Origin of the sequence: Domibacillus sp. (genome assembly GCF_031181085.1) — a bacterium.
Lineage (GTDB): Bacteria > Bacillota > Bacilli > Bacillales > Domibacillaceae > Domibacillus.
Genome location: NZ_JAPSLE010000005.1, coordinates 35,227 through 56,050, shown reverse-complemented (window position 1 = coordinate 56,050; position 20,824 = coordinate 35,227). Strand labels below are relative to the sequence as shown.

Sequence of the window (20,824 nt, the reverse complement as noted above, 5' to 3'; positions counted from 1 at the left end):
AAATTTAGTCGTTATGCTTTACTTTTTAGTCATTCATATGTCGTTATTTTTGTAAGCTGGGGCTGGTAAAGCTTCCGTGCGTCCTGCTGGGGACGGGGAACCTGCCGTAGGTTTTTCGTCCTGTTTAAATTTGTCAACCAGCTGCTTTATAACATTTCCCCATTGCACAGCTTGAGAAATTTTGTATTGATTTTTTTCTACCTGGGATGCAACAGTTGTTGTCACCTTTTTCAATGAATGGTTCAAGTTATGAACAGATGACCCAACATCCTTTACAGCATAAACAACTGTATTCAGCTGCTCCGTTTTATGCTGAACATCCTCAGCCAGCGCATTCGTTTTATGTAACAGTTCAGCCGTTTCCGCTGTCACATTTTTCAATTGCCCTTCTAGGCGGTCAACTGTACGGGATAGAGTATCAAGCGTGTTATCGACGGATTTTAATGTTCTGGACAAATTAAGGACCAGAATTAAAAACGCGATAGCCGCAACTGCCGCACTCAAATAAAGAATAATTTCCACTCCGAGACACCTCCAACGTTTGTTTATGTAATAAAATTACCCTGTGCCTATGATTATAAACACTAATTTTATTATTTCTTTTTTTACAATTAAATTTCCTGCTTTTTGCACAAAGTTTCGGGAAATCGTACAATAAAAAGGATTAGGAGGATGATTTTATGAAAGATTCACGCATTCAAACATTAGCTGCCAATTTGATCAACTACTCTTGCCAAATACAACCCGGTGAGAAAGTATTGATTGAAAACTTTGGCCTGCAGCGCGAATTGGTCACTGCGCTGGTAGAAGAAGCATATAAAGCTGGAGGATGGCCCTACGTGCTATTAAAGGACCACAGAGTAGACCGCTCGCTTCTGATGGGTGCGCAGGAAGGCCAGTTTAACCTTATGGCCGATTTTGAAGCGAATGTAATGAAGGAAATGGATGCTTATATTGGTCTGCGGGCCGGTGATAATATAAATGAGCAAGCTGATGTGCCGGCAGAAAAAATGAAAATCCACGGCAATACGATCGGCAAAAAGGTACACCGTGACATTCGGGTACCGAAAACAAAATGGGTTGTTCTTCGCTATCCGACATCTTCTATGGCGCAGCTTGCCAAAATGAGCACAGAAGCGTTTGAAGATTTTTATTTCGATGTATGCAACTTGGACTACAGCAAAATGGATGCAGCGATGGAGCCGCTTGTAGCGCTCATGAACCGCACAGACCGCGTACAGCTTAAAGGACCTGGAACAGATTTAACTTTTTCCATTAAAGATATTCCTGCTGTTAAATGCGCGGGCCAGCTGAATATCCCGGATGGTGAAGTATACACAGCGCCTGTACGTGATTCTGTGAACGGCGTTATTTCTTTTAATACGCCTTCTCCTTATAATGGCTTTACGTTTGAAAACATAAAACTGCGGTTTGAAAACGGGAAAATTATTGATGCACATGCCAACGACGTTAAACGAATTAATGACATTTTTGATACTGATGAAGGGGCTCGGTTTATCGGTGAATTTGCCATCGGTGTCAATCCTTATATTCTTCATCCGATGCAGGATATCCTTTTCGATGAAAAAATTGACGGCAGCTTTCATTTCACGCCCGGTGAATGCTATGAAGATGCTTATAACGGCAATCATTCGAATATTCACTGGGATATGGTCAATATTCAGCGTCCGGAATACGGCGGCGGTGAAATATGGTTTGATGATGTATTGATCCGAAAGGATGGGCGGTTTGTTCTGCCGGAGCTCGAAGGCTTGAATCCAGAAAAATTAAAATAAAAAGTGAATTTGCGCCACAAGAAATGCCTGCTGCCGGGTAACGGCAGCAGGCATTTTTCGTTAAGCAAGCTGTTCTTCGTAAGCAGCCTGGAATTTTTGAATGTCACCAGCGCCCATAAAAATTAAAACGCTGTTTTCATGCTTTCTTAAAACCGGCGTGCCGTCTTCTTTTATAAGCTGCGCACCTGGAATTTTTTCCTGAAGATCTTCAATCGTCAATTTGCCGTGGTTTTCACGGGCTGACCCGAAAATATCACACAAGTAAACCGCATCTGCTCCATTTAAGCTGTCTGCAAATGCATCGAGGAAAGCCTGTGTACGAGAAAACGTATGCGGCTGGAATACGGCTACGATTTCACGGTTCGGATATTTTTGGCGTGCTGCATTAATCGTTGCACGAATTTCAGTTGGATGGTGCGCATAATCGTCAATCAGCACCTGTCCGCCTGCCTGCTTCTCAGAAAAGCGGCGTTTTACACCCGAGAATGTCAGCAGCCGCTCTTTTACGATATCTGTATCGATATCCTCATAGTGGCATAAACCAATGACTGACAGAGCATTTAAAACATTATGATCGCCGTATCCAGGAATTCGGAACGTCGCATAAAATTCATTCCGGACAAACACATCAAAAGTGGTTCCTTTTTCGTCAAAAGACGTATTGCGTGCCTGGAAATCATTTTCATCGCCAAAGCCATAAAAAACAACCGGTACGTTCGCTTGAATGCCCTGCAAATACTCGTCATCACCGCATGCGAAAATACCTTTTTTTACCTGCATGGCCATTTGTTGAAAAGCAGAAATAACATCCTGCACATCAGCAAAATAATCCGGGTGATCGAAATCGATATTCGTCATAACGGCGTAATCAGGCGAATAAGATAGGAAATGACGGCGGTATTCACATGCCTCAAATACGAAATAGGCTGCATCTTTTGCTCCGCGGCCTGTTCCATCTCCAATCAAATAAGACGTTGGCGCCGAGCCGCTTACAACGTGTGCCATCAAGCCGGTTGTAGACGTCTTCCCGTGTGATCCTGTAATCGCCACGCTCGTAAAGTTTTGAATAAAATCTCCTAAAAACTTATGATAGCGGATCACCGGCACGTTCATTTCATGAGCGCGCTTGATTTCTTCGTGATCATCTTCGAAAGCATTTCCCGCAATAACTGTCATGCCTTCCTGAATATTATCTTTGTTAAATGGCAAAATTAAAATGCCTGCTTCTTCAAGCGCTTTTTGTGTAAAAAATGTTTTTTCTACGTCAGATCCCTGCACAGTATACCCTTTATCGTGAAGAATATGGGCGAGGGCGCTCATTCCAGAGCCTTTTATTCCAACAAAATGATAGGTTGTCATCATTAAACCTCCAGCATTCTCTAGCCTTTTACATGTAGTATATGTATTCCCGCCTCATTTGAAACGGAAGGCAGTCAATCATTGCATTTGTCCATTATAGCATTTTTTTCAGAGTGTGACTATTCTTCAAAAAACCGGTGCACATGCACCGGCCGGTTAATTTGATTCCTCGAAATAAGTCAGCAGCTCTTCTTCCGAAATCAACACTTCCCGCGGCCGTCCCGCCCGCTGGCCAGAAACAAGACCTTTTTCTTCCATTATTTCAATCAAGCGGGCAGCGCGATTATAGCCTACCTTTAAATTCCGCTGCAACATAGAAGTCGAAGCGCCTCCCTGGCGGACTACCAGCTCACAGGCTTCTTGAAAAAGTTCATCTTCTTCATCATGAACGGCTGCTTTTTGCAGCAGCTCTTCCTGCTTAAACAAATAATCGGGTTGCTGCTGTGCTTTTGCAAATTGAACCACTTCATCAATTTCCTCATCGGTTACAAACGTTCCCTGCAGACGGACAGATTCGCTCGCGCCGTTATTTAGGAATAGCATGTCCCCTTTTCCAAGCAGTTTCTCCGCTCCTACTTTATCTAAAATCGTGCGCGAGTCAATTTGTGAAGAAACCGAAAAGGCAATCCGCGTTGGAATGTTCGCTTTAATCAAACCTGTAATAACATCTACAGACGGGCGCTGGGTTGCCACAATCAAATGAATACCGCAGGCGCGGGCTTTTTGGGCAATCCGGCAAATCGACTCCTCTACATCCCCTGGTGCCATCATCATTAAATCTGCCAATTCATCAATCACTATGACCAAATACGGTAGATGCGGTTCATTGAATTCCGATGCTTTCACTTTTGCATTGTAAGAAGCCATGTCCCTTACACCTGCATGGACAAAAAGCTGATACCGCCGCTCCATCTCTTCTACCGCCCATTTCAATGCCGCAGTCGCTGCCTTTACATCCGTGATCACCGGGCTCGCTAAATGCGGAATGCCATTATACGGTGTTAACTCAACCATTTTCGGGTCAATGAGAAGCAGTTTGAGTTCATGAGGCGCTGCTTTGTATAAAAGACTAACTAAAATGGAATTAATACAGACGCTTTTCCCTGAGCCAGTCGCACCGGCAATGAGCCCGTGCGGCATTTTTTGCAAATCCAGCACAACTGGATTTCCGGCAATATCAAGGCCTAGTGCGGAAGCCAGCGGCGAAGAGTGTGATTGAAAACGGCTGTGGCCGATAATTTCACTGATATAGACCGGGCGGCTTTTTTCATTAGGGAGCTCAATGCCGACCACCTGGGTGCCCGGAATTGGTGCTTCAATTCGAATCGTCCGCGCGGCAAGACTGCGTTTAATATCGTCTGTTAAACTAACAATCTTGCTCACTTTAACCCCGATCGCCGGTGTTACCTCAAAGCGCGTAATAGACGGGCCAGTGGTGACTCCAGTCACATGGGCATTGATATTAAAGCTTTTCAACGTTTCATTCAGCAGAGCTGACTTCTCTTGTACCCAAGTATCGTCAACTGATTCCTGTGCCGGCGGTGTTAAAAACGAGAGCGGCGGACGATTTATTTTCTCTGGGATCACCGTCGGTTCCTGTACAGGCGGCTTGTCCTCTTTGGCTTTGGCGGCAGGCACGTTGGATGGAGCAGAAGCGGACTGGGGCTGCTGCTTCAATGCCGGCTTAGGCTTTGCAATTTTCTCGCGATCTTTCTTCAGCATAACAACGTTAAAAGGGGAATGGCGCCGTTCTCTCGGCTTTTCTTTTTGCTCGGAAGACATGCTCTTTTCCGTATAAAGAACGGCCGGCTTTTGTGCCGGCGACTCCTCTTCCTCCTTCGGCTTTGGTACTTCCCGTCTTGGCACCTCTTGTATAGGTGCTTCCTTCTGCCGTTCAAGCGGACGCTTCGCTTGCTCTTTTGAGAACAGCAGAAGCGGCTCATTCCTTTTTTCCCGCTCTTCGCTGCGTACACTGCGTATATCTTCTTTCACCGGCCGGGACCGAAACCCATAAATAGGTGACGGAATCTCTGTCGGCTTAAACGGACGCGGTGCAATACGTGATGCTCCTGACGCAGAAGTATACGCTGGCTTGTGTCCCTGCTCACTCCTCGATGATTCAACCGGCACCGCGGAAGCAGGCTCGTGCCGGGTGATGCGCGGCGAGCGGCGTGGATTTTCCTCATGCCCGCTCCGCTTTACAGTCGGATACCGGTATGCTACACGCGTAGAAAGCTGCTGCACGGATGGAAGCGAAGGAATGGCGCGCTTCTGCTCAAAAGAAGCAGGGGCTCGAGCTTGGCGCGGCGGCTCTTCCACCGGCTCTGGTTTTGGCTCTTCAACTGTATCAGCATCGACTGGTTTCGTTTCATCTACTTCAATAATTTCAATTTCTTCTCTGAAATAGGAGAGAATTTTTTTAAACAGACTCATTTGTAATCACTCTTTCTCCTTAAAGTCTTTTTCATTGTACCAACTATACACGATTTGTTAACAGAAAAACGAAATTTTGGGAAAATAGATGGGGATGAAAAAGAACCGTCCGCTAAAGACGTTACTCTTTATGCGGACGGTTTTTAGCTAAAATAAAGATTGGTTCAAGGTGTCCTTCTTCATACACAAAAGAAAGAGCGGTGATCGGAACACGGCCGGCCGCGAAAAAGCTCATCGCCATCTGTGCCAATATGTCATAGCCTGTTTCATTCCGAATGTCCCCAATAATGAGTACATCCCCATGTGGAATAGAAACCGTCATCGCTCCTTCTATTTTCTCACTCATTTCCTTTAAAAACCGTTCATTTAAAATACGAGTGGCATCATAGCCATCATTTGAATTCAAGAAATAAAAGATATTTCCCGCTACTGTATCTTGTTTCATCTCAAGCGGCAGGGAGCGCAGGTTAAAACGGGCTATTTCCCGTATTTGCTCTGCTGTCCATCCTTCTTTTTTCATAAGCTTCTCATCGATCAGCCGATAAGTGGTACCAAGGTCAACCGCATAGTATATACGAGTTTCTGCTGTATGTTCATCCCAAAAAAGCGGTACACCTTCCTCCGCCTCTGTTGGAAAAGAGGCGGCCCGGATTACCGGAAAGATCTGCTTTTCTTTTTCTTCTTTTTGCCCGGCTCCATCGAATGCATTTAACGCTTCATTTACATAATAAATCGTTTCCTCAGCTGCTTTTTGAACATTGCCTTCAAATTTAGCCAAAATACCGCTCAGTGCCACTGTAACGCCTTTTTTCGTTTCACTGTTTTCAATCCGCATTTCTTCTTTTTCACGATCGTATACGATGGTTCGATTCGGCTGTTTAAGCGTTTGTTCAAGTTCTCTTTTTAATTTCATGGTAGACATATCAGTCTCCCTCCCCATCTTTAGTATTGCTTGATCGTATCAACCATTGTTTTATCCATACTGGTGACCAATCGAATGAGCAGTTCTTTGGCCGCATCATAATCGTCCGTATGAATAATAGATGAATGTGTATGAATGTATCGGGAGCAAATACCGATCACGGCACTTGGCACGCCGTTTCCTGTCGTATGAACACGGCCCGCATCTGTACCGCCGGGCGATACGAAATATTGATAAGGGATGCTGTTTGATTCTGCCATATCAAGTATAAACTCACGCATACCGCCATGCGTCACCATAGAGCGGTCAAAGATACGCAGAAGAACTCCCTTGCCAAGCTGCCCGAACTCCTTTTTATCCCCTGTTGCGTCGTTGGCCGGGCTTGCATCCAGCGCAAAAAAGATATCCGGGTTGATTAAATGGGCAGCGGTTTGTGCCCCGCGAAGACCCACTTCTTCTTGAACGGTTGCGCCTGAATACAGCATGTTCGGGACTGTTTTTCCACGAAGCTCTTTGAGCAGCTCAAGCGCCAATCCGCATCCATATCGATTATCCCAGGCTTTCGCCATGATTTTTTTCGGGTTTGCCATTGGTGTGAATGGGGAGACAGGCAAAATAGATTGACCCGGCTTAATGCCAATCGCTTCCGCGTCTGCTCTGTCGTCTGCTCCTACATCGATCTGCATGTGCTTAATCTGCATCGGTTTACTACGTTGATCTTCCGTTAACAGGTGCGGCGGTGTGGAAGAAATCACCCCTTCTATCGGACCATTCTTTGTGTAGATGCGGACTCTTTGGGCCAGCATGGTTTGATTCCACCAGCCGCCAAGCGTTTGAAAGCGAATCATTCCATTATCGGTAATCGCGGTTACCATAAAAGCGACTTCATCCATATGGCCTGCTACCATCACACGCGGCCCATTTTCATCTCCATTTTTCACCCCAAATATGCTGCCAAGGTGATCTTGAATAATAGAATCAGCATAAGGCTCCATTTCCTTTTTCAAAAAAGCGCGCACGGCATGTTCATTTCCCGGTGCGCCCGGCAGTTCTGTCAGCGTTTTAAACATATTTTTGGTTTCCTGATTCATTTGCTCCATTCCTCCCGCTTTTCTTTTGTTCATTATACCGAAAATAACGCTCAAGGTGGACTGAAGCGCATTTTAGTTTTCAGCCCTATCGTCTTCTTGTATACTAAAGAAGCAATCAACTAGATAAACAGGGGGTTTCAATATGGTAAAATGGGATCGAACCGCTTTTTTGATCGGTGCAGCCGCTGGAGCAGCCGCCGCCATTTTGATTCAAAAACAAACGTCCAAATCAATGAATATTCCGCCTGAAAAAGTATTAAAAAAAGTAAAAGAGACCTTTAAACAGAATGGACCGGTCGATGGTTCCTGGATTCAAATGAAGCCGGAGCAAATTGACAACAACGGATTTCCTGTACTCGTTTATAAAGGCGGTATTTCCCGCCCTGGCGATTCCGGAAATACACAATTTGAATTTTCAGCAGATGCAAAAACGGGCACACTGTTAAACGTGCAGCCTGTATAAAACAAAAATCCCAAACGGGTTCGACCCGTTTGGGATTTTTTATGCACGCGGCTGGAATCGGGCCTCCGAACGGTAAATTCGCTGGCCTTTTGCAGAGAATTTTTCTTCATATTCAGTCATCACATTTCCTTCAAAGGAGCTGTTGTGCAGATCCAGGCTGACAAACGTTAACAGCATACCATATTCGGAAAAGCTTTTTAACGAGAATTCAAACAGCCCTTGGTTGTCAGTTTTAAAATGCACTTCCCCGCCCTCAGGCATAAGGGATTCATACAAGCTTAAAAATGTCTTATAGGTTAAACGGCGTTTGGCATGGCGGCTTTTAGGCCACGGGTCAGAAAAGTTTAAATAAACGCGGCCTACTTCTCCTTTTTCAAAATAATTGAGCAGCTCTGCCCCATCTACATTAAGCAGTTTCAAGTTAGGAAGGCCTGCTTCAATAAGCCGGTCAAGCGCCGTCACAATGACGCTTTCATACATTTCAATCCCGATATAGTTGATATCAGGGTTTTGTTTCGCCATTCCTGTTACAAATTGGCCTTTTCCTGTTCCTACCTCAATATGGATCGGATTGTTGTTGCCAAAAATTTCATGCCAGTGCCCTTTTGCTTCCTCAGGATTTGGAATAATATATTGTGGATGAGCGCTGATTTTCTCGCGCGCCCATGGTTTATTTCGTAAACGCATCTTGCCTGTTCTCTCCATTTCCAAATAAATTATGCTCTGCTTCCAACAGCTGATGCAGAGAAGCTAAACCGCGGTTCATATCGTGGAAGCGGGTTTTTTCACGGTTCCACTCAATAGATGAAAGCAGCTGTGCTGCCGCATACCATTTCATGCGGTGAAAGAAATCTGGTGTTAATGCCCAGCCATATTGATTGAGCCACTCGGCCCAGTTTTCCTGTTTCACATACCCAAACAGCAATGTTCCAATATCCATCGCCGGATCGGCAATCATGGCGCCATCCCAATCAATTAAGAATAACTCGTCCTCGTCAGAGAGGAGCCAATTATGATGGTTTACATCCGTGTGACATACGACAAATTGATAATCTGGCACATGTGGCAGACCCTCTTCTAAAAAACGAAGCGCATCCGAGACAACCGGATGGGCAGACATCGAATGAACTTGGGAACGGATATCAGATAAAGTAGCTGCCGGCAGTACAGGCTGTTTTCCAAGCCGTTTGAGCATGTTTAAAAGCGGTTTGGATGAATGAATTTTCCCCATCAGCCGTGCAACACGATCTGACTCCATTTCTTCCGGCCCAAGTTCCCTGCCATTCATCCAATGCTGCGCGGAAATCACATCGCCGTTTTCAAGCCGCTTTGTCCAAACAAGTTTTGGGACAATTCCCTCAGCTGAAAGCATAGCAAGAAAAGGAGAAGAATTCCGCTTTAAAAACAGCTCCTGTCCAGCATGGCGCGCAAAAAAAGCTTTTCCCGTTACGCCTCCGGCAGGCATGATTTCCCAATCTCTTCCCAAAAAGTGTTCCAAAAACCTCACCTTTTTCATAAAAAAAAGACAGCAGCCGCTTCGAGAAACAATCGCTGTCTTTTTTATTACTTGTATCGTTCGTCTATCGTCTGACATATTGTATCATGAATCGGCACTTTCGACTAGTTTCTTTATGAAACATTCTATCTGACGTAAACGGCACAGCTGAACGGCTCTACTGAAGCGTCTTGCTTCACCGTTTGAAGCGGCTTTGTTCCAGCTTCAGTACCTGAAACGATCTGGTGCCATTCTTCTCCTTCCGGAAGTGCAAAAGTCGAAACCATTTTGCCGGTATTAAAGCTTAAAACCAAGTCTTTCCACTTGCCGTACGAACCGACATCTTTCAGCCAGACAGTTAGTGTATCCGCATTGGCTGGCCATTTAACAATATGATAGCAAATGGCTTCTTCTTCTCTAAGACGCAACGCCCCCGTTGATTTTCGGACTTCTATCAGCCCTTTCACGTATTGCACATGGTCTACAAATTCACCACGGCGGCGCCAATCCATTTGATTAATGATGTCGGAGCTTGTATAGCTGTTTTCAACTCCATGCTTTGTCCGGCAAAATTCCTGTCCGGCATGCAGGAACGGAATTCCCTGAGAGAAAAGCACAATAGCGGTGGCCAGAAGATGCCTTTTCTTATTGGTTTCCGTATCTCCTGGAAAGCAAGCTTCAAGCTTATCCCATAGTGTGTAATTATCATGACATTCTACATAGTTGACAGACTGGGCCGGCGAGTGAAACAACCGGTCCACACCGCTGCATCCGACATTGGCCGTCAGTGCGGCAAATGCATTGTCGAGCATCTTGCTGTTTCCAAACGCAAAACCGGTTTCAAACAGCTGAAAGGTACTTCCCTTAATGGAGTCACGGAACCGGTCATTGAAAAAAGCAATCTCCGGCAGTGCATGTTCATTGCGAATCGCCGCTTTTTCCTCGGCGGGCAGCGCAGTGTTTAAGTCCCATCCTTCTCCCAGCAGAATAAGACCTGGATTATGACGGCGAAGACGACTGGCTGCCTGCTTCATCGTTTCCACATCAATCAGTCCCATCAGGTCGAAACGAAATCCATCGAGATTGTAGGCTTCCATCCAATACTGAAGAGAATCTAAAATAAATTTGCGGCCCATTTTCCTCTCTGAGGCAAAGTCGTTTCCGCACCCTGAACCGTTTGAAGGCATTCCATCGATTCCCTGGCGGAAAAAGTAGCCCGGAACGAGCTTTTCAAACGAGGAAGTCTCCCGAACGAATACATGGTTGTACACCACATCCATGATGACTCGGATCCCTTTTTTATGAAATGCTTCGATCATTTGCTTCAGCTCTATTGAACGTGCATACAAGTCAGCTGGATTGGTGCTGAAGCTTCCTTCCGGCACGTTAAAATAAAGAGGATTATAGCCCCAGTTGTAGTTGGCGGAAAAATCTGTGTCAGATACACCAAAAAAGTCGAAAAAGGGCATTAGCTGTACATGGGTGACACCGAGCGACGCAATATAATCCAGTCCAGTCGGCTGCCCGTCAGGACTCTGTGTCCCTTCCTCTGTCAGCCCAAGATACAAGCCCTGGTGCTTAATGCCGCTTTCCCGCTGGCTCGAAACATCACGAATGGAAGCTTCGTAAATAATCGCATCGAGCGGAGAAGAAAAAGGAGGGAGCTGGTTCTTTTCCACCTTCATTTTTTCATCATCGACAACACGTGCCCACTCGCTGTGAACTGAAACCATTTTTGCATAAGGGTCCACTGCTTCATGCCAGATATTATTGACCCGCACTTGGTAGTGGTAAAAAAAACCTTCTGCATTTCCGTTTATTTCCGCTTCAAATGTACCGGATGGTCCTCTTCTCATCGGCATATAGCGGAGCGGAGCTTCTTCTGTTTCTTTAAACTTCACAAAAGCTTCAGTTGCCGTCGGTGCCCACACTCGAAAAGAGGTTTTCTCCGGCGTGTACATGCTTCCCAGCTTACCTTCGTAGTAAAAGAGCCGGTCGAATTCTTTCGTCCGGATTACACTGCCCATTTGCAAATCGGTACGCATAAGGCGTTCATCTAAAATAACATGCTCCCGGCCAAATTCCGGCATTTCTTTTAAGCGGCACGTGTATTTTATTTCTGCATTCAATTCCTGCACGCTCACAAGCTCCATTTTCGTTACGTTGCCCCCGCTCTCAATATAAAAAGCAGAAGACTTCCCTGAATAATAATGCTTTGGAAGCAAAACAGCGACTTCGGTCAGTGTATCTAAATATGCATTAAACGGACGGGTTGAAATCATTTATATCTCCTCCTCCCATTCTGGGCGGCGCAGGCTGATCGAATCTGCATGTGCAAGCAAAACTTTTGCTGCTTTCAGCTGAATCGTTTTCAGTGGTGAAGACAACTGTCTCATTTCTTGAAACCAGCGGGGAAATTCACGCTTATCAATGTAATATATGTCTGCTGGTGCGGACGGGTCATCAATGTATCCGTTTCGAGATAAAATCGCTTTTCGAACGGGAATATCCACTTCATGATGCCGGAGCAGTTTTTTGACGATCGTTTCTGTTCTCGCCAATGAAACGGCAGGACTTAACACTTTAGATTCCTTTTCTCGAAAACGCTTCATCCAAAACCGGTCAGAAGAACCGGTAAAAACCGCTTCGTCCTGCTCTTCCAAAAATGTAAGGCACCAGACCTGCAACGGTGTGATCAGTACAATGTCCAGCTCGACAACGGCTTTTTGAAACCGGAAAATCGGCTTATACAAAATAAGGAGCGTATCCGGCAGACGCATCGCTAAAAATTTCAGCTGCTCATCCACATAATATTTGTGGTCGAGCGGTGACTGATGCAGCAGCGTTGAACTTGCCCATTTCACTTGAAAAGCAAACATTTTATCAACGAATGCTTTTTTTACATCCTCTTCTGTTTGTAAGTATGTGAATTCTGATTCATTCATTGAAAACAAAGCTTCATCTTCCTGCAAAGGCCCGGGCTCTGTTTCTACCCGTTTTTCTTTTTTAGAAAACAACCCTCGGAGCAAAGAATGCTTTTCCTTTGGTTCTTCCAGCAGCCAATTTTCCTCTTCGCCGGGTTCTGTATGTATTATTCCCGTGCTCCGCTGGTATTCCCACTGGTTATGAAACTTTTCCCACTCCCCTTTTTTCAGCCGAACATACCGGGCTGGGTAATGGAAAGGGTCTTGTTCATATCTTGAGATATAATTTTGAAGCTTAATTAATTGCGCCATGGCTCTTATTCCTCTCCTGACCCGCTTAATAGACAGGACCATTTTTTCACGTACTTTGGACCCACTGCCCTTTTCGTTTCATATAAAGCAATTTCAGCTGCAGGAAAAGACGGCCATTCCGGAAGTACATCTGGCACATACGGCTCGGAACCCGCCCATTTTCGCGCAGTGGTAATATGAGGGCGAAACGGTTTTTCATCTATGGAAATTCCTGCTTTCCGGCACGCAGCTGCCACCCCTTTTTGCACATCGAAAAGAGAAGAAGGCTCATTCGTTCCAATCCAGAAAATACGCGGAGACGTTTTTTGGCCAAACGTACCAAATGACGTCAGTTTAAGTTCGAAAACAGGTATATGTTTTATGTTTTCCTCCATAAACACGCAGGCTTTTTCCAGATCCGAAAGATCAGCTGCGCCCACAAATGCCAATGTCAAATGATAATCCTCCTTATGGACCAGCCGTTTAAAAAGCTCATTTCTTCCTTTCATTTCATCCGCAATCGTTTCTTTCACATCATCGGGAAGAACAAGTGCAAAAAAATAATGTGGCTGCATACCCTACACTCCTTTTTTCGGCCAATTGTTGTTTTTAGTTTACCAAAAACCCGCAAGAAAAGTCGTCTTTTCTCATCCACTGTATTTCGATTGGAATTGTTCGAGTAATATGCTTTAATTGAACAAAGAAAGGGTGACGTTTGATGAAAGTGGTTGATAATATTGCCAAACTGATTGGCGACACACCGCTCGTAAAGCTGCAGCGTTTGTCACCTGAACACGGAGCAGATGTGTACGTAAAATTAGAATTTTACAACCCGAGCAGAAGTGTAAAGGACCGCGCTGCTTATAACATGATTATAGAGGCAGAAAAATCAGGAAAGTTAAAACCGGGAGCTGTTATCATTGAACCGACAAGCGGAAATACAGGCATCGGTATTGCGATGAACGCGGCTGCCAGAGGATACAAAGCCATTTTGGTGATGCCGGACACGATGACAAAGGAACGCATCAACCTTTTAAAAGCATATGGTGCAGAAGTCGTTTTGACGCCAGGAGATGAAAAAATGCCTGGCTCCATCCGCAAAGCACTGGAGCTGGCCGAGCATGTTCCAAACAGTTTTATTCCCATGCAGTTTGACAATCCCGCTAATTCGGATGCCCACCGTGGCACGACATCCTCGGAAATTTCCGAAGCTGTAGAACAGATTGGCAAGCAGTTTGCTGCTTTTGTGGCAACTGCAGGCACAGGCGGAACAATTACGGGTACAGGGGAAGAACTAAAAAAGCAATTCCCTGATTTAGCTGTTCATGTCGTAGAACCGGCCGAATCCCCTGTTTTATCAGGCGGCCAGCCTGGCCGGCACAAGCTCGTCGGTACGAGCCCTGGGTTTATCCCTTCTATTTTAAATACAGATGTTTATGACTCGATCTATAAAATTACAGATGAGGACGCCTATGACATTACCCGCCGCCTTGCTGCTGAGGAAGGAATTTTGGTCGGTCCATCTGCCGGTGCTGCATGCTTTGCCGCAATCCAAGCAGCTAAAGCTTTATCAAAAGATGATATGGTCATTTTCCTGGCTCCGGATACAGGCGAACGGTACTTGTCTACGGATGTATTTTAAGATGATTAAATGAGCTTTCTCTTAAAAAAGACAGGAAATTTTTTTTGGTAAACATCGCTTCTTTAAAAGAGCTGATAGAGGAAACCGGCCGAATTTCTTGAGCAAAAAAGAAACAAAGAGATACTTTGTCAAAAGATTTTGTTTGTCTACACTCTGAGAACCCTATTTTTGAAAAGAACTTCTGCGAAAATGGGGTTTTCGTCTTTTGTTTTAGCTTATTTAGTTGACTTTTGACTAAAACAACACAAAATCTTGATTGCTCATTCAATATTAAAAAGGACTGTCGACTTTGTCGACAGCCTGGAAAAACCCTGCCTTTATGACAGGGTTCTTTTTAATTCTTTTTTCCAGCAAGCTCGACAATAGCCCGTGCGTAAATAGCCGCTGCCCTGAACAGATCATCCAAGACCGCATATTCATCTTTCTGATGAGCAACGTCAGCCCGTCCAGGAAACAAAGCTCCAAACGCAACGCCTCTTTTTAAGGCCCGCGCATATGTACCGCCGCCGGTCGAAAGCAGTTTCGCCTCCTCGCCGGTTTCCTCTTCGTACACTCGCTTTAGCGTTTGGACAAATGGATCATCCGGCTCTGTATAATGCGGAGGATTGTTGTCTAAAACCTGTAGTGAAACAGGAGAAAGAGATTCCTTAAGCTTGTGTATTTCTTCTTCAAATGAAAAAGAAACAGGATATCGAATATTCAAGCCGATTTGCGCTGTTTGCTGCTTTTCATAGGAGAACAAGGCCGCATTCACTGTGACATCGCCCATTTCCGCATCGGTTGAGGCAATGCCCAGCCGGTGCCCCCGTGTATCATCCTTGAAATAATCTACAACAAACTGCAAATAAGCAGAAGCGGCAGGATCAATCGCTTCCTGGACTAAAAAATCCGCCAGGAACAGCGCAGCATTTTGTCCATCCTTTGGTTCCGCTGCATGAGCAGATACGCCATTCATTTCGAGAAAAACAATTCCTCCGTCAATATAATAAGAGCCTTCTAAGTCGTTGTCTTTTATATACTCTGTATAGTTTTGTAAAAATAATGTATGCTGCTTTTCAATCCAAACGGCTGCTTTCGCATAATCCGGAACCATATTATACCGGCTGCCCGCCTTAAACGAGTCGATTTGGATATCAGCTTGTCCGGGCTCCGGAACGGTCAGATCCAGCTGAACATCCGCAATCCCTTTTTCTGCAAAAATAATTGGAAAATCTGCATCAGGTGCAAATCCGACTCCTGGCATTTCTTCTGTTTTAAAGTAATGCTCCACGCATTGCCATGTACTTTCTTCATCAGTTCCCACAATCATTCGGATCCGCTTTTCGAGCGGAATGCCTAATTCCTGAACAGTTTTCATGGCATAGTACGCTGCAATAGTCGGTCCCTTATCATCAATCGCCCCGCGTCCAAAGATTTTGCCGTCCTCTACTTCTCCCTCAAATGGTTTATACGACCAACCGTCACCCGGAGGCACAACGTCTACATGGCACAAAATACCAATCAGTTCTTCTCCTTGTCCCATTTCAAGGTGTCCGGCTACGTTTCCTGTGTTTTTTACACGGAAGCCGCTTTTCTCGCCCAGTTCAAGCATAAAATCAAGCGCCTGCCGTACTTCCCTTCCGAAAGGAGCATCTTCTGCTGCCTGATCGCTTTTCACACTTGGAATTTGAATTAACGACTCCAAATCCTGAATCAATTCGCTTTCGCGTTTTTTTATTTCATTTCGCCAGTTAATGGTACGCATAAGCATTCCTCCTTTTTTCATTTTACATGGGAACCGGCATTTTAACCAATTTCTTTACAAAAGATTTATTTTTCAATTTTTTTACCAAAATACGTACATTTTTTTTGTTATCAGGCATAATATTATTAAAAAAGGGTAAATCTCTTGTAAATTAAGCTCTTTTCCCTAGCATAATCTCTATAAATACAGTACACTGTAATTGTCAGACAGTTTGGCGCCTGTTAAACAGGTGCAAGGAGATGTCTGAATCAGCTTATCATATTATCATTTCATGTCTCCTGCTGTCGTTATGTCTCATGGGAAAAAAGATGAGGGAGTGGTATTTTGAAGCCTACTACAAATCGGATGCTGACTCGCATAAAATCCATCTATATGTTCATTAAAGAAAATGGAACTGTGACAACGCAGGATATTGTAGATGAATTTGGCATCACCCCGCGAACCATTCAACGCGACTTGAATGTACTGGCTTACAATGAGCTTGTTTTTAGCCCCACACGTGGGAAATGGACAACCACAGAAAAGAAAGTTCGGATGACATCATAATGTTTTTATCAAAAAAACGGCTGCCTCTTCAGGCAGCCGTTTTTTCAGCTTTCACGCAGTAAAGCAAGCTCTTCTTCTGTTATTTCCCGGTACTCGCCAAGCTCCAATTCTTCGTCAAGCAAAAGACCGCCCATCGATAGTCTTTTTAAATAAAGAACTTCTTTACCTACGGCTTGAAACATTCGCTTTACTTGATGAAACTTTCCTTCCGTGATCGTCAGCTCAATCTCCGACTCTTCGCCTGCTGATAAAATAACAAGCTCTCCCGGCTTTGTATGATAGCCGTCGTCAAGCGTTACACCTTCTTGAAAAACTGCTGCATCTTCTTCCGTTACATGGCCGCGAACACGGGCAAAATATGTTTTAGGAACATGATGCTTCGGCGAAAGCAAAGAATGGGACAGCTGTCCATCATTTGTTAAAAGAAGCAGCCCTTCTGTATCTTTGTCAAGGCGGCCGACCGGGTGCGGGTCGAAATGCTTATGCATGTCATCAAGCAGATCCACCACTGTTTCGTCCCGCTTGTCTTCTGTTGCTGAAATAACCCCTGCCGGCTTGTTCATCATCAAGTAAATAAATTCACGGTACTCGACCGGCTCATCAAACAGCATCACTTCATCTGTTTGGGGATGAACGTGCTGCTTTGCATCTTTTATTACTGTTCCGTTCACTGTTACGGCTCCCGATTTTAACAGCTTTTTTACTTCTTTGCGGGAACCGATGCCGGAATTGGCCAGCCATTTATCTAAGCGCATAGCGTTACTCCTTTTATGCTTTTTTCAAGCGTAGTTTTCGTTTAATTCCGTCGAGCCTTGAACCGAATACCTCATCAAGCAGGCCAAACTTCTGGCTGAGCACAAAGTAAACAACGGCTCCAGCGCCAGCACAGATGATGGTAATCAATAAAGCAGGACCGTCCGATTGTGCCGACAATACGAAAGACAGCACTCCGTAAAGGGCCATCACAACCACAGCCATCACTACGTTAAACCCAATAATCAAGCCGATTTTTTTCGCAAGCGGGCGAAGTGAGTAATTGGCATAAAAACGGATGACAACCAGATTGATGATAATAGAAGTGGAGTAGCCGAGTGCAGTCGCATAAACAGCCCCTTCTGTTTCAAACAATTTAATAAGCGGAATATTTAAAGACAGCTTAACCAATATACCGGTCAATAAACTTAAAACCGTAAAACGCTGTTCATTAATTCCTTGTAAAATGGCTGCTGTAACGGAAAACAGAGCAAATAAGATCGCAATCGGTGCATACACACGAAGTACGTCTGTGCCAAGCGCACTCGCTTCATAAAAAATGGTATAAAGCGGCTCTGCTAAAAGCGCCATACCGACCGCCGCAGGAACCGTTAAAAAAAGCAGTACTTCAAAGGTTTTATTCAGCTGCTGCGTGACAACATCCATTTTTCCCTTTACAAATGAGCTCGTGACCATCGGAACAAGCGTCATGGCAAATGCAGTAGCAAGGGAAACGGGAATAATGACAAGCTTCTGCGTACTGAAATTTAAAATCCCAAATGCCGATACTGCCTGATTGGCTAAACCGATTTGAGACATGGCGCGGGAAAAGGTTAACTGGTCGACAAGCTGGTAAAGCGGAATCGCGATGCCGACAAAAATAAACGGAATTGCATATACGACAATTTCTGAATACATCCCAAATAATGAAACTTTTGCTTGCCCTTTATCCTGCTCAAGGAGCTTGTCCAAATGCTTTTTTCGCTTGAAGAAATACACGTACAGTACAATCAGTCCGAACACCGCACCGATAAAAGCAGCAAATGTCGCAACGCTGACTGCTGTTACGACCGATCCGTTCATCACATAAATCACAATATAGGCTCCAGCCAATAGAAAAGCAATACGGGCGATTTGCTCTACAACCGTAGAAACGGCTGATGGCCCCATTGATTGATGCCCCTGGAAAAATCCGCGCGTGATGCTCATAAATGGAACGATAATCAGAGCAAAGCTGACTGCGCGTATAACGGTCGTGACGTCCTCAATCGTATAAGTCGTCTCTTCCCCATTTAATGATAATTGTGCAAAGAAAGGCGCAAATGAATACATAATAAGAAAAGCAGCAAAACCAGTCATCAGCATAATTACCATGCCCGATTTAAACAGCTTCCTGCCAACGGCATACTCTTCTATCGCATTATACTTTGCGATGTATTTAGAGACAGCAAGCGGAACTCCTGCAGTGGCGATACTGATAAAAATCGTATAGGGCACGTAGCCATAACTATACAGCGCTGCCGCATCTTCCCCTCCGATAATACTGTAAAACGGGATAACATAAAACAAGCCAAGAAATTTAGATATAAACGTGCCAAGTGTGAGGATAAACGTCCCTCGGATCAAATTAGATGACATACATTGAATCCCTCTTTTTCTCTTTAAACATCACTTGCTAGTGTACCTCTTTCTCTCGTGTCTGACAATTTTTTTCGCCATCTGCTATAATGAACAAAGTTCGAACAATGAGGTGACTATATGTATGACGTAATTGTCGTGGGCGGCGGACCGGCCGGCTTGATGGCAGCGATTGCCTCCGGCCGTGCAGGCGCACGCACACTGCTTATTGATAAAGGGCGTAAACCGGGAAACAAGCTGCAAATTTCCGGCGGCGGACGCTGTAATGTAACAAACCGCCTGCCTGTTGAAGAAATTATCCGGCACATTCCCGGTAACGGCCGTTTTTTGTACAGCGCTTTTTCTGTGTTCAGCAATGAAGACATTATCCGTTTTTTTGAACAGCTCGGCGTGAAACTGAAAGAAGAAGACCACGGACGAATGTTCCCGGTCTCAAACCGGGCGCAGGACGTTGTGGAAGCACTGCTCGGTGAGCTTAAGCGCCTTCGGGTCGATATGCGCCTCGGCTCGCCTGTTGACTCATTATTGATGGATGAGCAATATATACGCGGTGTCCGTCTGGTCTCCGGCGAAGATATTCATTCGAATTCAGTGGTGCTGGCAACAGGCGGAAAAGCGGTGCCGCAGACAGGCTCTACCGGCGATGGCTATCCATGGGCCCAGCAGGCGGGCCATAACATTACCGAGCTGTTCCCGACAGAAGTACCTATTACGTCAAAAGAGCCGTTTATTGTAAACCGCTCTATGCAGGGGCTTGCTCTTCGGGATGCCGGCTTGTCGGTGCTCAATAAAAAAGGCAAAGTGCTTGTTACTCACCGAATGGATATGCTGTTTACCCATTTCGGTTTATCGGGTCCTGCTGCCCTGCGCTGCAGCCAATACGTCGTGAAAGAAGGCAGGAAAAACGGCTTTCCCGTTCAAATGGCCATCGATGCGTTTCCAGACGGAAATGAACATGACGCAGGTGTTGCCATCCGCAAAACGATAAAAGAAGAACCGAAAAAAGCAGTGAAAAACAGCTTAAAAAAAATGGTGCCGGAACGATATCTGCACTTTTTGCTCCAGCAGGCCGGCATCGATCTTGAGACACCTGGAAACGGATTATCGGAAGCGTCCATCCGTGAACTCGCTTCTCTTTTCAAGTCATTTAAAATGTCCGTTCACGGAACATTGCCAATTGAAAAAGCGTTTGTAACCGGCGGCGGTGTATCCGTAAAAGAAATCGAGCCCAAAACAATGGCTTCTAAAAAGAAAGACGGCCTTTTCTTCTGTGGGGAAATACTCGACATTCATGGCTATACCGGCGGCTACAATATTACGGCGGCTCTTATTACCGGACATATTGCCGGCACCAATGCAGCAGCCGTTCGATAAATAAAAAAACTGTGCGGACTTGCTCCGCACAGTTTTTTTATTTTTTCGGTGCTGTTTCACCTGTATAGTTCAGCATGCCGCCTGTCATGTTTGTGGCTTTAAAGCCGTTTTCAATGAGAAAGCGGGCCACGTTCTCAGAACGTACACCCGAACGGCATACGATGATATAGTCGGTTTCTGGATCAAGGCGATCCAATTCACCAGGAATGGTTCCCATGACGATATGCTCTGCTTCCGGGATCATGCCTTCTGCAACTTCATCTTCTTCACGAACATCGATCAGGGCTAATGTTTCGCCGTTTTCGAGTTTTCGGCGTACTTCTTCTGCTGTAATCGTTGGAATCATATTCTTC

19 protein-coding genes are annotated in these 20,824 nt (G+C 45.1%); 5 read left to right on the top strand and 14 right to left on the bottom strand.

All coding sequences use genetic code 11. From position 1 onward, the window contains the following. Window positions 1-33: 33 nt before the first annotated feature. Complete coding sequence (locus RIN81_RS09185) at window positions 34-522, bottom strand: DUF948 domain-containing protein (protein WP_309089495.1); 489 nt, start codon at window positions 520-522, stop codon at window positions 34-36. Window positions 523-680: 158 nt separating this feature from the next. Between RIN81_RS09185 and RIN81_RS09180 the strand changes: the two genes are divergently transcribed. Beyond that, a complete protein-coding gene (locus tag RIN81_RS09180) occupies window positions 681-1,796 on the top strand; it encodes an aminopeptidase (protein ID WP_309089493.1) in 1,116 nt (371 codons plus the stop codon). Window positions 1,797-1,856: 60 nt separating this feature from the next. On the opposite strand, the gene murC is transcribed toward RIN81_RS09180, so the two are convergent. The 4 genes from murC to RIN81_RS09160 form a co-directional block, all read right to left on the bottom strand. After that, window positions 1,857-3,155: a UDP-N-acetylmuramate--L-alanine ligase gene (murC, locus tag RIN81_RS09175; RefSeq protein WP_309089491.1), complete on the bottom strand. Its 1,299-nt coding sequence runs from the start codon at window positions 3,153-3,155 to the stop codon at window positions 1,857-1,859. A gap of 156 nt (window positions 3,156-3,311) precedes the next feature. Further along, window positions 3,312-5,588, bottom strand: coding sequence for a DNA translocase FtsK (locus RIN81_RS09170; protein WP_309089489.1), 2,277 nt, complete (start codon window positions 5,586-5,588; stop codon window positions 3,312-3,314). Between the two features lie 121 nt (window positions 5,589-5,709). After that, the gene (locus RIN81_RS09165) at window positions 5,710-6,510 is read right to left on the bottom strand and encodes a DUF1444 domain-containing protein (protein WP_309089487.1); all 801 of its coding nucleotides are present in this window, start codon (window positions 6,508-6,510) and stop codon (window positions 5,710-5,712) included. Between the two features lie 20 nt (window positions 6,511-6,530). Next, entirely contained in the window at window positions 6,531-7,601 is a 1,071-nt protein-coding gene (locus tag RIN81_RS09160; protein WP_309089485.1) for a M42 family metallopeptidase, read from the bottom strand. A 142-nt stretch (window positions 7,602-7,743) separates the two neighbouring features. Here RIN81_RS09160 and RIN81_RS09155 point away from each other — a divergent pair, with 142 nt between their 5' ends. Next, window positions 7,744-8,064: a PepSY domain-containing protein gene (locus tag RIN81_RS09155; RefSeq protein ID WP_242233222.1), complete on the top strand. Its 321-nt coding sequence runs from the start codon at window positions 7,744-7,746 to the stop codon at window positions 8,062-8,064. A 39-nt stretch (window positions 8,065-8,103) separates the two neighbouring features. Here the strand turns inward: RIN81_RS09155 and trmB are convergent, their stop codons facing one another. From trmB to thpR, 5 genes are all read right to left on the bottom strand, one after another. After that, a complete protein-coding gene (trmB, locus tag RIN81_RS09150) occupies window positions 8,104-8,751 on the bottom strand; it encodes a tRNA (guanosine(46)-N7)-methyltransferase TrmB (protein WP_309089483.1) in 648 nt (215 codons plus the stop codon). Next, window positions 8,735-9,571, bottom strand: coding sequence for a phosphotransferase (locus RIN81_RS09145; protein WP_309089858.1), 837 nt, complete (start codon window positions 9,569-9,571; stop codon window positions 8,735-8,737). Before RIN81_RS09145 ends, trmB begins: the two co-directional genes overlap by 17 nt. Before the next feature lie 134 nt (window positions 9,572-9,705). Next, the gene (gene pulA, locus RIN81_RS09140) at window positions 9,706-11,841 is read right to left on the bottom strand and encodes a type I pullulanase (RefSeq protein ID WP_309089481.1); all 2,136 of its coding nucleotides are present in this window, start codon (window positions 11,839-11,841) and stop codon (window positions 9,706-9,708) included. Beyond that, window positions 11,842-12,795 carry an NERD domain-containing protein gene (locus RIN81_RS09135; RefSeq protein WP_309089479.1) on the bottom strand — a complete coding sequence of 318 codons (954 nt, stop codon included), beginning with the start codon at window positions 12,793-12,795 and terminating at the stop codon, window positions 11,842-11,844. A gap of 5 nt (window positions 12,796-12,800) precedes the next feature. Beyond that, on the bottom strand, window positions 12,801-13,349 hold the full coding sequence (gene thpR, locus RIN81_RS09130; protein ID WP_309089477.1) for an RNA 2',3'-cyclic phosphodiesterase: 549 nt from the start codon (window positions 13,347-13,349) through the stop codon (window positions 12,801-12,803). Between the two features lie 140 nt (window positions 13,350-13,489). Between thpR and cysK the strand changes: the two genes are divergently transcribed. Continuing rightward, a complete protein-coding gene (gene cysK / locus RIN81_RS09125; RefSeq protein ID WP_309089476.1) occupies window positions 13,490-14,416 on the top strand; it encodes a cysteine synthase A in 927 nt (308 codons plus the stop codon). A 334-nt stretch (window positions 14,417-14,750) separates the two neighbouring features. Here the strand turns inward: cysK and pepV are convergent, their stop codons facing one another. Further along, window positions 14,751-16,160 carry a dipeptidase PepV gene (pepV, locus tag RIN81_RS09120; protein ID WP_309089474.1) on the bottom strand — a complete coding sequence of 470 codons (1,410 nt, stop codon included), beginning with the start codon at window positions 16,158-16,160 and terminating at the stop codon, window positions 14,751-14,753. Between the two features lie 324 nt (window positions 16,161-16,484). Here pepV and RIN81_RS09115 point away from each other — a divergent pair, with 324 nt between their 5' ends. Then, window positions 16,485-16,706 (top strand): DeoR family transcriptional regulator, encoded by a 222-nt coding sequence (locus RIN81_RS09115; protein ID WP_045851690.1) that lies wholly within the window; start codon window positions 16,485-16,487, stop codon window positions 16,704-16,706. Between the two features lie 44 nt (window positions 16,707-16,750). On the opposite strand, the gene RIN81_RS09110 is transcribed toward RIN81_RS09115, so the two are convergent. Together RIN81_RS09110 and RIN81_RS09105 are read right to left on the bottom strand one after the other, a co-directional pair. Beyond that, window positions 16,751-17,461: a pseudouridine synthase gene (locus RIN81_RS09110; RefSeq protein ID WP_309089472.1), complete on the bottom strand. Its 711-nt coding sequence runs from the start codon at window positions 17,459-17,461 to the stop codon at window positions 16,751-16,753. 13 nt (window positions 17,462-17,474) lie between these two features. Next, window positions 17,475-19,097: a putative polysaccharide biosynthesis protein gene (locus tag RIN81_RS09105; RefSeq protein WP_309089469.1), complete on the bottom strand. Its 1,623-nt coding sequence runs from the start codon at window positions 19,095-19,097 to the stop codon at window positions 17,475-17,477. Window positions 19,098-19,217: 120 nt separating this feature from the next. On the opposite strand from RIN81_RS09105, the gene RIN81_RS09100 reads away from it, so the two are divergent. Further along, a complete protein-coding gene (locus tag RIN81_RS09100; protein ID WP_309089467.1) occupies window positions 19,218-20,471 on the top strand; it encodes a BaiN/RdsA family NAD(P)/FAD-dependent oxidoreductase in 1,254 nt (417 codons plus the stop codon). Between the two features lie 37 nt (window positions 20,472-20,508). Here the strand turns inward: RIN81_RS09100 and RIN81_RS09095 are convergent, their stop codons facing one another. After that, the gene (locus RIN81_RS09095) at window positions 20,509-20,817 is read right to left on the bottom strand and encodes a rhodanese-like domain-containing protein (protein WP_309089465.1); all 309 of its coding nucleotides are present in this window, start codon (window positions 20,815-20,817) and stop codon (window positions 20,509-20,511) included. Window positions 20,818-20,824 lie beyond the last annotated feature (7 nt).